Consider the following 14,813-nt stretch of genomic DNA (forward strand, 5'->3'; position numbering starts at 1 on the left):
GCACGTGCCCCCGTGAACGCGACGGGCGGCGGTCACCGGATCCGGTGACCGCCGCCCGCTGTCCGACTCACGCGCCCGATGCCGCCGCGGGTTGCTTCCCGGCCGCCTCGGGCGTGCCATCGCCGGTCTCGGCAGGCGCGTCCTCCGCGTCGGCGTCGTGGGCGACACCCGTGTCCGGCTCCTCCGGGGTCTGTGCCGCCTCCGCCGCGACGACCGCGTCCCCGGCGGTCCGGGGCGTCGGGGCGGCGACCGGTTCGTCGGTCTCGGTCGCGGCGTGCCCCTCGGCCGGCGTCCCGGGCCGGTCCTCGACCAGCGTGGCGGTGTCCGTGCCCGCCGTGTTGCCCGAGCAGCACGAGCCGCCCGTCTCCGCCGTGTCGGGGCGCCGCTTGAACCAGTCGAAAACACTCACGTTTGCTCCTTGACCGTATGTCTGTGTCCGAGCTCAACGAGAGCGAACGTGGCCGGTCACGACCTCGCGCACGGCCGTACCGCAACGAGCGACGGCGCGCGCACGCCGGCGCGTGCCGGGACAGGCGCCGTCGTACCCCGCCGTGCGCGGCGACCGGTCGGCGATCCGGCAGACTTGGGGGGTGAGTCCCCGTGTCATTGCCGTCGTCGGTCCCACTGCGGCCGGAAAGTCCGATCTGGGGGTCGCCTTGGCCCGTGCGCTGGACGGGGAGGTGATCAATACCGACTCCATGCAGCTCTACCGAGGCATGGACATCGGTACCGCCAAGCTGACCGTCTCCGAGCGCGGCGGCGTCCCGCATCACCTGCTCGACGTGTGGGAGGTGACCAGCTCCGCCAGCGTGGCCGAATACCAACGCGACGCGCGAGCTGTGGTCGACGACCTGCTCGCGCGCGGGCGGACCCCGATCCTGGTCGGCGGCTCGGGGCTGTACGTCCGCGCCGTCCTGGACGACCTGGAGTTTCCCGGCACCGACCCGGAGATCCGGGCCCGCCTGGAGGCCGAGGCCGAGCGGGTGGGGCCCGGGCCGCTGCACGCGCGCCTGGCGGTCGCCGATCCGCCTGCCGCCGCGGTGATCCTGCCGAGCAACGCCCGGCGGATCGTACGCGCGCTGGAGGTCATCGAGCTGACCGGGCGGCCGTTCACCGCGACCCTGCCCACCCACCGCTCGCTCTACGACAGCGTGCAGATCGGGGTGGACGTTCCCCGGCCGGTGCTGGACGAGCGGATCACCACACGGGTGGACCGCATGTGGGCGGCGGGCCTGGTCGAGGAGGTGCGCGAGCTGGAGCGGGTCGGGCTGCGCGAGGGCCGCACCGCCTCCCGCGCGCTGGGCTACGCCCAGGTGCTGCGCATGCTCGCGGGCGAGTGCGGCGACGAGGAGGCCCGCGAGGACACGGTCCGCACCACGCGCCGGTTCGCCCGCCGCCAGGACACCTGGTTCCGCCGCGACCCGAGAATCGAATGGCTGGACCACACCCGCGCCGACCTGCTCGAAGCGGCCCTGGAAAAGGTGAGTGCTCCCTAGGTGTACTGCCCACCGGGCGGGTCGATGCGGGTCCGCTCCGCGCCGGGTGCGCGGTGGTGCGCACAACCGGGTGAACCTTGGCCCGGTCGGGGACTTGGGGGTGTTGCGGGTGGGGCCGGCGTGGCACGGTGGGGGTTCGTGACACACCGGAACCTGTTCGGGGGAGGCTGGTCGTGATTCGCTCGGTTCGTCGCGCCATGGCGTCGGTCGCGGCGCTGGGGCTCGCAATGACCATCCCGGGAGTGGCGTCCGCGTCGCCCGGTGAGCCGGCGCAGGCGCCGGCCAAACAACCCGTGGCCACCGGGTGGGGCGGCGCGGTGTCCAGCGTCGATCCCGACGCCACCCGGATCGGCCTGGACGTGCTGCGCCGGGGCGGCAACGCGGTGGACGCCGCCGTGGCCACGGCCGCCGCGCTGGGCGTGACCGAGCCGTACTCGTCGGGGATCGGCGGTGGCGGCTACTTCGTCTACTACGACGCGCGCAGTCGCAGCGTGCGCACCCTGGACGGGCGGGAGACGGCGCCCGCGAAGATGCGGGAGGACGCGTTCCTCGACCCCGCCACCGGGTTGCCCATCCCGTTCGACCAGGGGGTCAACTCCGGGCTTTCGGTGGGGGTTCCCGGCACGCCGCAGACGTGGAACACCGCGCTGCGCACGTGGGGTACGACCAGTCTGCGCTCCGCCCTCGAACCGGCTCGGCAACTGGCCGAGCGCGGGTTCGTGGTGGACCAGACGTTCCATGACCAGACCGCGGCGAACGCGTCCCGGTTCGACGACATCACGCCGACCGCGCAGTTGTTTCTGCCGAACGGGCAACCGCCGGTCGTGGGCAGCGTGTTCCGCAATCCGGACCTGGCCCGCACGTACGAGCAACTCGGTCGCAACGGCGTCGACTGGTTCTATCGCGGCGGCCTCGGCCGCGAGGTGGTGCGCACCGCGCAACAACCGCCGGTGGCACCGGGAGCCGACCGGGTCTTCCGGCCCGGACTGATCGAGAACGGCGACCTGGCGAACTACCGGATCCGGGAGCAGCGGCCGACCCACCTCGACTACCGGGGCCTGGACGTCTACGGCATGGCCCCGTCCTCGTCGGGCGGCTCCACCGTGGGCGAGGCGCTGAACATCCTGGAGACCACCGACCCGCGCACGCAGGACGAGGTTGCCGCGACGCACCACTACCTGGAGGCGTCGCGCCTGGCCTTCGCCGACCGCAACCGCTACGTGGGCGACCCCGCGTTCGTGGACGTGCCGCTCAAGGGCCTGCTCGCCGACGGTTTCGCCAAGGAACGCGCGTGTCTGATCGACCCGGACCACGCCGCGGTGAGCCCGGTGCCGCCGGGTGACCCGAAGCCGCCGTACGACCGGCCGTGCCGGGCGAGCGGCACGCCGGAGGCGACCGAGCCGATCGAGGGGTTGTCCACGACGCACCTGGTTACCGCCGACCGCTGGGGCAACGTGGTCTCCTACACGCTGACCATCGAGCAGACCGGCGGCAGTGCGATCACCGTGCCCGGACGCGGGTTCCTGCTCAACAACGAATTGACCGACTTCAACTTCGCGCCGCTGACCCCGGGCGTATTCGACCCGAACCTGCCCGCGCCGGGAAAACGCCCGCGCAGCAGCATGTCGCCGACGATCGTGCTGCGCGACGGTCGGCCGTTCATCGCGGTGGGCTCGCCCGGTGGGGCGACCATCATCACCACGGTGCTCCAGGTGCTGACCGAGCGGCTCGATCGTGGCCTCTCGCTGCCGCAGGCGGTCGCGGCGCCGCGACTGTCGCAGCGCAACGGCGCGGCCACCGAGGTCGAACCGGGGGTGCCGGCGTGGTTGCGCACGGGGCTGGAACAACGCGGGCACGTGCTCAAGGCCAACCCGGAGATCGGCGCCGCGGCGGCGCTGGAATTCCTGCCCGGCGGGCGCGTCCAAGCGGTGGCCGAGCCCACCCGCCGGGGCGGCGGCGCGGCCGGCGTGGTGCACCCGGACCGATAACGGGCCAATGAAACGCGCGAGCGGCCTCGGCGGATTCCGCCGAGGCCGCTCGCGCGTGGTCCGCCCTAGGATTGCGGAGTGAGCACTTTGCACTTCTTCAAGGGGCACGGCACCGAGAACGACTTCGTCATCGTGCCGGACGCCGACGGCGAACTGGACCTGTCCGCCGCGCAGGTCGCCGCGCTGTGCGACCGGCGGGCGGGCATCGGCGGCGACGGGGTGCTCCGGGTGGTGCGCGCGGCCAAGGATCCGGCCGCCGAGCACCTGGCCGGCGAGGCCGAGTGGTTCATGGACTACCGCAACGGCGACGGCTCGATCGCGGAGATGTGCGGCAACGGCGTGCGGGTGTTCGCACGGTTCCTGGTCGAGCGGGGCCTGGCCGAGGCGGGCGAGTTGCGGGTGGCCACGCGCGGTGGGGTCAAGGCGGTCACCGTGTCCGCCGAGGGCCCGGTCACCGTGGACATGGGCCCGGCCCGGCTGCCCGGTTCCGAGGGCATCGGGGTCGACGTCGAGGGGCGGGTGCGGCCGGCCACCAACGTGGACATGGGCAACCCGCACGCGGTGGTCTTCGTCGAGGACCTGGCCCAGGCGGGCACCCTGTACACCGCGCCGACCGTGACGCCCGCGGGGGCCTATCCGCACGGGGTCAACGTCGAGTTCGTGGTGCGCCGGGCGCCGGGTCACGTGGCCATGCGGGTGCACGAGCGCGGCTCGGGGGAGACCCGGTCCTGCGGCACGGGCGCGTGTGCGGTGATGGTCGCCGCGGCGCGCGCCGACGGCGCGGAGCCCTCGGTCACCGGCGAGCCCGTCACCTACACGGTGGACGTGCCCGGCGGGCGCCTGGTGATCACCGAGCGGGTGGACGGGCACATCGAGATGACCGGCCCGGCCGTGATCGTCGCCGAGGGACGGGTCGACCTCGCCCGCCTGTGACCCCGGTGCGGGCGTCGCGGAGCCGGTGTCCGAACACCTGCGCTTATTCGATCCGCCGTGATAGGTCTTGCCTGACACGGTCAAGCAAGGTCGTCCCCGGGGAGACACGAGCATGAGCAGCATGGACACCGCCCGCGAGACCACCCGCGCGGTCAAGACGACGGTGCAGGCGGCCGCGGCGTTCTTCTTCGCGCCGCACACCGTCGCGCGCGGCGCCGAACTGGGGCTGGACGGCGTGACGCTCTACGTCGCCGGCCGCGGCGGGGTGCTCGGTGACGTCGACGACGCCGCGGTGGTCGCCGCGTTCCATCACTTCACCGCCGACGCGCTGCTTCCGCTGTGGCAGGGCGGCAGGAAGGTCGCGCCGCCCGAGCGGGTCGGCGCGCTGTACGCCGAATGTGCCCGCGACTGGGGGCGCGAGCACCTCGCCGACCTGCCGGAGACCGCCCGGCTGGCGGAGATCACCACCACGATCGTGCGGGCGAACGACCTGGGCGCGCTGGCCCCGCTGTACTCGGCCTGGCGCGGTGTACCTCTTCCGGATGATGCGCCCGCTCTGCTCGCGCAGAACCTCCAGACGCTGCGCGAGCACCGCGGCGGGCTGCACATCCTGGCCCTGGCCGCACATCGCCTGACCGCGGTGGAGGCACAGGTGGCCGAGGCGAGCCCCTACCTCGAGTTCTACGGCCACACCGAGGCGTTTCCGCAGGTCACGGACGAGCTGACGGCACGCCGACAGGCCGCGGAGGACACCACGGACGAGCTGGTGGCGGCCGCGTATGCCGTGCTCGACGATGCCGAGTCGGCCGAATTCGCGGCGCTGGCACCGGCCTTGGGCGCGCGGCTGGCGCACTGACCGGCGGTACCGGTACCGGTACCGGGGTCCGGGAGAACCCCGAGGCGGGCCCTGCCCGGAGGTGGAGTGCCTCGGGGTCGCCTCCTGCCAGGGAAGGAGCCGGCCAACCCGACGCCGGACCGACGCGGGGAACAGGGGTGCTTCCTAGCCTGGAGGGCAAGAGGACAGCGGGGGAGTGGTCGTGCGTTCGGGCGGCGTACCCCGCCCCGACCCAAGGAGACCCTTATGGCTGCCCGCAACCGTCGTCTGGCCCTGCTCGTCCCGCTCGTCGCGCTTCCGCTGGTGCTGACCGCGTGCGAGTTCAACGTGGACACCGACCACGACGCGGAGAAGAAGACCACGTCCTACGACGTCACACAGAGCGTGAAGTCGCTCAAGGTGGACAGCGCGGCGGGCAACGTCAAGGTGACCGAGGGCGACGTCAACGTGGTCAAGGTGACCGAGAAACAGCATTACGACAAGACCGCGCCGACGACCACGCACAACGTGGACGGCAGCGGCCAGTTGGTCCTGGACTACGACTGCGCGAGCAAGAAGGCCTGCTTCGTGGCGTACGAGGTGACCATCCCGCGCGGCGGCGCCGCGCTCGACATCCGCACCGACGCGGGCAACGTGACGCTGCGCGATGTGACCGGGACGCTCAACCTGCACACCAGCGCGGGCAAGATCGACGGCGAGGGGATCACCTCGGCGAAGGTGACCGCGCAGACGAGCGCGGGCTCGATCGACATGACCTTCACCAAGGCGCCCTCCGACGTCAGCGCCAAGACCGACGCGGGTCGCGCGACGGTGCGGGTGCCCGGCGGGCAGCAGTACGCGGCGGATGTGTCCACCACGATCGGCGACAGCGACGTCAAGGTCTCGCGCAACGACCAGTCGCCGCACAAGATCAAGGTGCGCACCGAAGTCGGGCAGGCCCGACTGCTGACCTCGTGAGAACGCGGCGGGTCGCGCCCCGGTTCGCTTCGGGCGAACCGGCCGAAAACCCGGATGCCCGAGCCCGGACCCTCGTGGGACCATCGTGACGGCCGCTTCGGGGAATGGAGCGGCCCGCCGACTACGTTGAACAGGACGATATGACTTCTCGCTCACACCGCGCCGGACACGACGACACGGACTCGACTCCCCATTTCGACGACGCCGACGGCTTCGACGACGGAGCGGCCTTCGACGGATTCGGACCGGGCGATGACGTCGGAGGTCGTCCGGTCGACTACGACGGCGACCAATTCGACCGTGACGAGCGCAGCGCGCTGCGCCGGGTGGTCGGTCTCTCCACCGAGCTGACCGACGTCACCGAGGTCGAATACCGACAGCTTCGCCTGGAACGGGTGGTCCTCGTCGGGGTCTGGACCGACGGAACCGCCGCCGACGCCGAATACTCGCTCAAGGAACTCGCCGCGCTCGCGGAGACCGCGGGCTCGGAGGTGCTGGACGGACTGATCCAGCGCCGCGACAAGCCCGACCCGGCGACCTACATCGGCTCCGGCAAGGCCCGCGAACTGCGCGACGTGGTGATCGCCACCGGCGCGGACACCGTGGTCTGCGACGGTGAACTGACGCCCGGTCAGCTCATCCAGCTGGAAGACGTCGTCAAGGTCAAGGTCGTGGACCGCACGGCGCTGATCCTGGACATCTTCGCCCAGCACGCCAAGTCCCGAGAGGGCAAGGCGCAGGTCTCGCTGGCGCAGATGCAATACATGTTGCCGCGCCTGCGCGGCTGGGGTGCCTCGCTGTCGCGCCAGATGGGTGGCGGCGGCGGTGGTGGCATGGCCACGCGTGGTCCCGGTGAGACGAAGATCGAGACCGATCGTCGGCGCATCCGGGAGAAGATGGCCAAGATGCGCCGCGAGATCGCGGACATGAAGAAGGCCCGCGACACCAAGCGCCAGGAGCGCCGCCGCAACGCGGTTCCCTCGGTGGCCATCGCGGGTTACACCAACGCCGGCAAGTCCTCGATCCTGAACCGGTTGACCGGCGCGGGCGTGCTGGTGGAGAACGCGCTGTTCGCCACGCTGGATCCGACGGTGCGTCGGGCGGAGACGCCCAGCGGACGCGGCTACACGCTGGCGGACACGGTCGGTTTCGTGCGACACCTGCCGCACCAGTTGGTCGAGGCGTTTCGGTCCACCCTGGAGGAGGTCGCCGACGCCGACCTGATCCTGCACGTGGTGGACGGCTCCGACCCCACGCCGGAGGCCCAACTGGCGGCCGTGCGTGAGGTGTTCACCGAGGTCGACGCACACCGCGTGCGGGAGATCGTGGTGGTGAACAAGGCCGACGCGGCCGATCCGGAGGTGTTGGCGCGGCTGCTCCGTCGGGAGAAGCACGCGATCGTGGTGTCCGCCCGCACCGGACAGGGCATCGACGAGCTGCTCGCGCTGATCGACGAGGAACTGCCGCGTCCCGACGTCGAGGTCGAGGTGGTCGTGCCGTACGAGCGCGGCGACCTGGTGGCCAAGGTGCACGCGAGCGGTGAGCTGCTCGGCACCGAGCACCGCGAGTCGGGCACCTGGCTGCATGCCCGGGTGGGCCGGCAACTCGCGGCCGAGCTGGAGCGGTTCGTGGTGGTCACGCGCTGATCGTCGAATGGTGAGGGCCCGGGTCGCGTTCGCGACCCGGGCCTTCGTCGTGTCCGGCCGGGTCAGCGCTTGCGCTTGAGGTTGTCCAGCATGCGGCGGGCCTCCTGGTCCAGGTAGGGGCCGGCGATCCAGGTGTGGCCGGCGCCGCCGAGCGCACTGTTCCCGATCAGGCACAGCGTGCCGTCGGGGGCGGTGGCGTACCAGCCGCCGCCGCTGGCGCCGGCGGTCATGGTGCAGCCGATCCGCAGCAGGGGCGGGGTGTTCGGGTCGACGGTCATCCGGCGCGGGGCCTGGGCGCAGCCGAACATGGTCAGGCCGTCGAAGGGGGCGTCCTGCGGATAGCCGTAGGTGCCGGCCTCGGCCAGCTCGCGCGGGGCGTCGAACCACACGGGCAGGGCGCGGCCGACCGCCTCCTCCAGGCTGGGTCCGCTGCGGTCGGGGTTCTTCACCTCGACCACCGCGTAGTCGTACGACGTGGCGGCGGAGGTGGCGTTGGTGCCGCCGGCGCGCCACTGGTCGGAGGTGGCCACGGAGGTCGCCCACCACTGGCCGAAGGGGGCGACCGGGCCGGGGTTGCCGAGGTTGGCGAGGGTGGCCTGGCCGCTGCTGTTGAACGCGGGTACGAATTGCAGGCTGTTGAACCAGGTGCCGCCGCGTCCGGCGTGTACGCAGTGGCCGGCGGTCCACACCAGGTTGCTGCGGCCGGGCCGCTTGGGGTCGGCGATCACGGTGCCCGAGCAGACGGAGGGGCCGTCGGGGGCCTCGAAGAACAGTTTGCCGACGGCGACCGTGCCGGCCTCGCCGGTGTACGGGCGGGGGACCGCGCGGGCCTGTACCGGGGGTGGTTTGGCCTCGGCGAGCACGTCGGGCAGCGGTTCGGGGCCGGTCGGTGCCCCGGTGCGTCCAGGGTCGGGCGAGGGCGGGGGTACGGCCGGGCCCTCCTCGTTGCCGCGCGGCTCGCGCGGTTTGGCCCGACTCATCCGCTCCGGGGTCCAGTGCGCGGGATCGCCCGGATCGGCGAGTGCCGCCGGCCCCCGGCCGTGGCCGTCGTCGGTGCCGACGCCGCCCAGTGTCAGTGCCATGACGGTGCCCGTCACCAGCAGCGACACCGCCACCGTCAGCGTGACGAACAGCGTGCGAACGCCGCGCGTCAAGCGCCTACCTCCCCGTGTGCGCCCCCCGTGTGTGCCGGTCGACAGTATCGGAGGGACCGCCGCCCGTGATCGGGCGGCCGTTCGGTCGTTGTCAGCAAGGGAGTCGTCGATTCGACGAGCGTCACTCTTTGTGGTGATGGCGTTGCGATCCGCTGTCGTGCAAAGGTAAGCCTTACCTAAGTTTCCGATCGCCCTCGTGGAGGTGCCGCAGTCATGACCGCCGCCCTGACCAGGCCGGACGACCGCTCCGGTGCCCCAGACCCGACCCCACTCGGACCGCCCGCCGACGCCGTGAGCTCCGATGGCGGGGGGCAGGTCGGCGCGGCGATCGGCCGGCAGCGCTCGGGGACCACGAGCGCCGACGCGCCGGGCATCCTGCGGCGGCAGGCCGCCCGCGAGTCCTCGGCCCGCACCTACGCGCGCTCGTTGCCGATCGTGCCGGTGCGGGCCCGCGGCATGACCGTGGAGGGCGCGGACGGGCGGCGCTACCTCGACTGCCTCTCCGGCGCCGGCACGCTGGCCCTGGGCCACAACCACCCCGTAGTGCTCGCCGCGATCAGGGGCGTGCTCGACACCGGTGCGCCGCTGCACGTGCTCGACCTGGCCACCCCCGTCAAGGACCGGTTCGTCGAGGAGTTGTTCGCCACGCTGCCGGCGGAGTTGGCGCGCGACGGGCGCATCCAGTTCTGCGGGCCGGCCGGCACCGACGCGGTGGAGGCGGCGCTCAAGCTGGTGCGGACCGCGACCGGGCGGCGCGGGGTGGTCGCGTTCACCGGGGCCTACCACGGGATGACCGCGGGGGCGCTGGCCGTGAGCGGCGACACCGCGATCCGGGACGCGACCGGGGCGGGCACGGGCGACACGGTGCGGCTGCCGTTCCCGCAGGACTACCGCTGCCCGTTCGGCGTCGGCGGGGCCGAGGGCGCGCGGATCGCCGCGCACTACGCGGGCACGCTGCTCGCCGACCCCGGCGGCGGCGTGCCGACGCCCGCCGGGATGATCGTGGAACCGGTCCAGGGCGAGGGCGGGGTGCTGCCGGCGCCCGACGAGTGGTTGCGCGAGCTGCGCCGGCTCACCGCCGAGCGGGGGATTCCGCTGATCGCCGACGAGGTACAGACCGGCCTGGGGCGCACCGGCGCGATGTGGGGAGTGGACCACGCCGGCGTGGTGCCCGACGTGATGGTGGTCTCCAAGGCGATCGGCGGCAGCCTGCCGCTGGCCGTGGTGGTCTACCGGGCCGAGCTCGACCGCTGGTGGCCCGGCGCGCACGCGGGCACCTTCCGCGGCAACCAGCTGGCGATGGCGGCCGGCACCGCGACCATCGCCTTCGTGCGCGAGCACCGCCTGCACGAGCACGCGGCCCGCGTCGGGGCCCGACTCGCGGGCGCGCTGCGCGGCCTGATGCCCGGGCGGCCCGCGATCGGCGAGGTGCGCGGGCGGGGCCTGATGCTCGGCGTGGAGATCGTCGAGCCCGACGCGGCGCCGGATGCGCTCGGGGCCCGGCCCGCGGCGCCCGGCCTGGCGCTCGCGGTGCAGCGCGAGGCGTTGGCTCGGGGGCTGATCGTGGAGCTGGGCGGGCGGCACGACAGCGTGGTGCGGTTGCTGCCGCCGCTGACGATGACCGAGGTCCAGGCCGACGCGGTCTTCGAGCGTTTGGCCGAGGCCATCGAGGCGGCCGGGGTGGGATACCGCGGCCCGGCCGCCGGTCCGGGTGGCGCCGGAACCGGGACGGCCCGGCGCGCCCGCGCCGCGTCCGCGAGTGCCGGAGCGGCGGGCTCCGGGCCGGGGGCGGCCGGGTTCGCGAGTGCCGGAGCCTCGATGCCCGCGTCCGCGAACGGGGCGACCGGGACCGGAAACGGCGGCCCGACCGCCGGGCCCCCGGGTGGCGGGTCCGAGGATTCCGGGGTTGGGGGCGCCGGATGCCCGGGTGTCGGGTCCGAGGGCGCCAGGGCTCCGAGTGTCGGATCTTCGGGTGGCGGGTGCGGGGTTGCCGAGTCCGAGGCGAGCGGGTCCGGGAGCGGCGGGTTCGAGGGTGCCGGAGGTGGGAGTGGCGGATTCTCGGGTGGCGGGTGTGTGGTCGTCGAGTCCGAGTCCGAGTCCGAGTCGGCCGGGTCCGGGAGCGGCGGGTTCGAGGGTGCCGGAAGTGGGAGCGCCGGATTTTCGGGGGTCGGGTGGGGGGTTGCCGGGTCCGAAGTGAGCGGGTCCTCGGGTGGTGGGTCCGAGGGTGTCGGGGGTGGGAGCGTCGGGTCCTCGGGGGCCGGGTGTGTGGTTGTCGGATCGGAGTCGGTGTGAGTGCCGGGCGGGGGGTGGGGCACCCCGTCGGGGTGTCGCTCTCGGGGGGTGTGGCCGGGGCCGACGCGTTGCGGGCGCTGGTGGACGTCGCGCTCGGCGCGATGGGCGCCGGGGTTGGTGCGCGGGGTGGGCCGTTGCCGTCGGGTGGGCCGGTCGGGGTCGCGGTCGAGGTGGCCCGGGTGCTCGGCTCCGGCGCGGCGGGGCCGGTGCCGGCCGCGCGTGGTGCGGCATCGGCGGGCCCGGGGCCCGGGACACTGCCGGACATCGGGGTGGGCGACTTCGCCGCGTTGCGCGAGTTGTCCGCGCTGCTCGCGTGGGGGTCCGCCGACCCGGCCGACCCGCGCTGCGCCGGCCATCTGCACTGCCCGCCGCTGGCCGTCGCGGTGGCCGCCGACCTGATCGCCTCCGCGCTGAACCCCTCACTCGACTCGTGGGACCAGGCGCCGGCGGCGGTGGCCCTGGAGGCCGAGGTGGTGGCCGCGCTCGCCGGCCTGGTCGGCTTCCCGCCCGGCGGCGCCGGCGGCACGATCACCAGCGGCGGCACCGAGTCCAACCTGATGGGACTGCTCCTCGCCCGCGACGCGCTCGGCCCCGGCGTCGGCCGGCGACGGATCCTGTGCTCGCAGGCCGCGCACTTCACCATCCGCCGCTGCGCCGGCCACCTGGGCCTGGGCGAGGACGCGGTGGTCACCGTGCCCACCGACGCCGACCACCGGATGGACCCGCACGCGCTGGCGGCCGCGGTCGGACGGGTGCGGGCGGGCAACGACCGGATCGCGGCGATCGTGGCCACGGCCGGCACCACCGACCTGGGCGCGATCGACCCGCTGCCGGCGATCGCCGCGGTGGCGCGCGCGGCGGGCGCGTGGTTGCACGTGGACGCGGCCTACGGCGGCGGCGCGTTGTTCTCGGACCGGCTCACGCCGCTGCTCACCGGTCTCGAAGGGGCCCACTCGGTGGGCCTGGACCTGCACAAACTCGGCTGGCAGCCGATCGCGGCCGGGGTGTTCCTGGTTCGCGACGCGGCCTTACTCGGGCCGCTCGCCCAGCGCGCCGCCTACCTCAACCCCGACGACGACCAACGGGCCGGCTACGTCAGCCTGTTGGGCAACTCGCCGCGCACCACGCGCCGCGCCGACGTGTTCAAGATCGCGGTCACCCTGCGTGCGCTCGGCCGGGCCGGGCTGGGCGAGTTGGTGGACCGCTGCCACGACCTGGCCCGACACGCGGCCGCGGCGATCCGGGCCGACCCGCACCTGGAACTGGCCGCCGAGCCCGTGCTCACCACCGTGGTCTTCCGCTACCTCCCCCGAGGGCACGACCCCCACGACCCGGCCGACCGGGTCGAGGCGGACCGGGTCAACGCGGCGCTGCGCCGCCGACTGCTGCACGAGGGGCGCGCGGTGGTCGGCCGTACCGAACTGGGCGACGGGCCCGGCGCGGTCCGCCTCAAACTCACCCTGCTCAACCCCGACACCACCGGCGCCGACCTCGGCGCGCTGCTCGCCGCCGTGGTCGAGGCGGGGCGCGCGGAAAGCGCGACCTCGGGCTGACGCTCCGTCAACAATCTTCGTTACCGCGCGCCTCGCATATTCGCGACCATCCTCGCCAAACAATCGACACGGGTCGAAATCTCCATATCCCGAGTGCCGCCTTCGGCACGATGCACGATTCACGATTCACGGGCATCGACCCCCGGGTCGACCGACACCACACGGAGCAGCGATGACCATCGCGGGTCCCGACCCGTCCGCCGTGCGGACGGATCCCGACACGGACCACCTCGACGCGCCGAACCCCCGGCACGCCGCCGACGCGGCGACGGTCGAATGCCTGCTCCGCTGCTGGGTGCGCGAACACGCGCTGCCGAGACCGGAGTCGGGCGTGCTCACCGTCGAACTGCCCGGGGTCGGCCGGACCCTGACGGTCGTGGTGCGCTACTGGTCGCCGGCGGGCTGGCACCGCTTCGGCGCCGCGCACCTGGACGACGAGGGGCCGCTGAACGCGGTCACGCTGGCCCTGGTGCTCGGCGACGAGGCGAGCGCGAGCGGGGCCGGCGCGGCGGGCGAGGCCTGCGGTGACACCGCGATCCGGGTGGCCGACTCGGTCACCCACACCGAGCGCTACATCGCCCACCGGCGCGCGCATCCCGAAGACCCGCCCGGGACCGCCCCGTTCCTGGCCGCCGAGCAGTCCCTGGTGCTCGGCCACCCGATGCACCCCACACCCAAGAGCCGGGACCGGCTCGACCCCGACGAGGATGCCGCGTGGTCGCCGGAGTTGCGCGGATCCTTCCCGCTGCACTGGTTCGCCGCCGACGTCGACCTGGTCGGCCAGGACAGTGCGCTGGACCGGGAGGCCGCCGACGTGCTGGCCGACCTCGCCGGGGAGTTGCGCGCCCCCGAGGGCACCGTGCTCGTGCCCGCCCACCCGTGGCAGGCCCGCGACCTGCCGCGGCGCCCGCACCTGCGTGCCCTGCTCGACGCCGGCCGGTTGCGCGACCTGGGCCCCGCCGGCGCCCCCTGGCACCCCACCTCCTCGGTGCGCACGGTGTACCGGCCCGACGCCGAGGTGATGCTCAAGCTCTCCCTCGGCCTGCGGATCACCAACTCCCGCCGGGAGAACCTGCCCAAGGAACTGCTGCGCGGCATCGAGGTGCACCGCATCCTGCGCTCCGGCCTGGAACACGAACTGCGGGCCGTGCACCCCACGTTCGACATCGTCCGGGACCCGGCCTGGATCTCGGTGGCACCCCCGGAGCCGTTCCCGCGCCCGGACCGGCCCGCGGCCGGCCTGGAACTGGTGCTGCGGGCCAACCCGTTCGGCGCCGGCGACCGGGTCTCGTGCCTGGCCGCGCTGGTCGCCGAACGCCCCGGGATCGGCCCCTCGCGCCTGGCCGGACACGTACACACTCTCGCCGAGCGCACCGGGCGCGCGCCGGCGTCGGTGGCCGAGGAGTGGTTCGAGCGCTACCTGGCGGTGGTGGCCGAGCCGGTGTTGTGGCTGGACCGGCACGCCGGCATCGCGCTGGAGGCGCACCAGCAGAACACCCTGGTCCTACTCGACGCCGACGGGCTGCCCTCGGGCGGGCGCTACCGGGACAACCAGGGCTACTACTTCCGCGCCTCGCGCGCGGGCGACCTGGCTCGCCGGCTGCCCGCGGCCGGGGTGGCCAGCGACACGATCGTGCCGGACGAGATCGCCGACGAACGCCTGACCTACTACCTGGGGGTCAACAACCTGCTCGGCCTGATCGGCGCGTTCGGCGCCCAGGGGCTGGCCGACGAAGGGGTCCTGCTGGCCCGCCTGCGCGCCCTGTTGGCCCGCCACGCCGAGGACAGCGGCGCCGCGCGCTCGCTGCTCACCGATCCGCGCCCGCGCTGCAAGGCCAACCTGCTGACCCGTCTGCACGGCCTCGACGAACTCGTCGGGCCGGTCGCCACCCAGTCGATCTACGTGCACATCCGCAATCCGCTCGCCGACGCCCCCGCGTGAGCCCGGCCCCAGGAGGT

Annotated in this window: 10 protein-coding genes and 1 pseudogene; 9 read left to right on the forward strand and 2 right to left on the reverse strand. The window is 73.7% G+C overall.

Translation table 11 applies throughout. The features are described from left to right. Positions 1 to 67 precede the first annotated feature (67 nt). Positions 68 to 409: a hypothetical protein gene (locus tag ACFXKZ_RS03595; RefSeq protein ID WP_379995945.1), complete on the reverse strand. Its 342-nt coding sequence runs from the start codon at positions 407 to 409 to the stop codon at positions 68 to 70. Between the two features lie 181 nt (positions 410 to 590). Here ACFXKZ_RS03595 and miaA point away from each other — a divergent pair, with 181 nt between their 5' ends. The 6 genes from miaA (at position 591) to hflX (ending at position 7,855) form a co-directional block, all read left to right on the forward strand. After that, positions 591 to 1,496 (forward strand): tRNA (adenosine(37)-N6)-dimethylallyltransferase MiaA, encoded by a 906-nt coding sequence (miaA, locus tag ACFXKZ_RS03600; protein ID WP_379995947.1) that lies wholly within the window; start codon positions 591 to 593, stop codon positions 1,494 to 1,496. 197 nt (positions 1,497 to 1,693) lie between these two features. Further along, on the forward strand, positions 1,694 to 3,484 hold the full coding sequence (ggt, locus tag ACFXKZ_RS03605) for a gamma-glutamyltransferase (protein WP_379997284.1): 1,791 nt from the start codon (positions 1,694 to 1,696) through the stop codon (positions 3,482 to 3,484). Between the two features lie 78 nt (positions 3,485 to 3,562). Continuing rightward, positions 3,563 to 4,417 (forward strand): diaminopimelate epimerase, encoded by an 855-nt coding sequence (gene dapF, locus ACFXKZ_RS03610; protein WP_379995949.1) that lies wholly within the window; start codon positions 3,563 to 3,565, stop codon positions 4,415 to 4,417. A 112-nt stretch (positions 4,418 to 4,529) separates the two neighbouring features. Next, a complete protein-coding gene (locus ACFXKZ_RS03615; RefSeq protein WP_379995952.1) occupies positions 4,530 to 5,273 on the forward strand; it encodes a hypothetical protein in 744 nt (247 codons plus the stop codon). Between the two features lie 225 nt (positions 5,274 to 5,498). After that, the gene (locus ACFXKZ_RS03620; protein ID WP_379995954.1) at positions 5,499 to 6,209 is read left to right on the forward strand and encodes a DUF4097 family beta strand repeat-containing protein; all 711 of its coding nucleotides are present in this window, start codon (positions 5,499 to 5,501) and stop codon (positions 6,207 to 6,209) included. 140 nt (positions 6,210 to 6,349) lie between these two features. Then, on the forward strand, positions 6,350 to 7,855 hold the full coding sequence (hflX, locus tag ACFXKZ_RS03625) for a GTPase HflX (protein WP_379995956.1): 1,506 nt from the start codon (positions 6,350 to 6,352) through the stop codon (positions 7,853 to 7,855). Between the two features lie 62 nt (positions 7,856 to 7,917). Here the strand turns inward: hflX and ACFXKZ_RS03630 are convergent, their stop codons facing one another. Next, positions 7,918 to 9,009, reverse strand: a complete 1,092-nt coding sequence (locus ACFXKZ_RS03630; RefSeq protein ID WP_379995959.1) for a trypsin-like serine peptidase — start codon at positions 9,007 to 9,009, stop codon at positions 7,918 to 7,920. Between the two features lie 213 nt (positions 9,010 to 9,222). Here ACFXKZ_RS03630 and ACFXKZ_RS03635 point away from each other — a divergent pair. From ACFXKZ_RS03635 to ACFXKZ_RS03645, 3 genes and pseudogenes are all read left to right on the forward strand, one after another. Then, positions 9,223 to 10,689: pseudogene (locus ACFXKZ_RS03635) on the forward strand (diaminobutyrate--2-oxoglutarate transaminase); the annotation flags it as partial. A 644-nt stretch (positions 10,690 to 11,333) separates the two neighbouring features. Beyond that, positions 11,334 to 12,854: a pyridoxal phosphate-dependent decarboxylase family protein gene (locus ACFXKZ_RS03640; protein ID WP_379995961.1), complete on the forward strand. Its 1,521-nt coding sequence runs from the start codon at positions 11,334 to 11,336 to the stop codon at positions 12,852 to 12,854. Between the two features lie 172 nt (positions 12,855 to 13,026). After that, positions 13,027 to 14,796, forward strand: a complete 1,770-nt coding sequence (locus ACFXKZ_RS03645; protein WP_379995964.1) for an IucA/IucC family protein — start codon at positions 13,027 to 13,029, stop codon at positions 14,794 to 14,796. The last annotated feature ends 17 nt before the right edge of the window (positions 14,797 to 14,813 follow it).

It is taken from the genome of Embleya sp. NPDC059237 (genome assembly GCF_042754105.1).
Classification (GTDB): Bacteria; Actinomycetota; Actinomycetes; order Streptomycetales; family Streptomycetaceae; genus Embleya.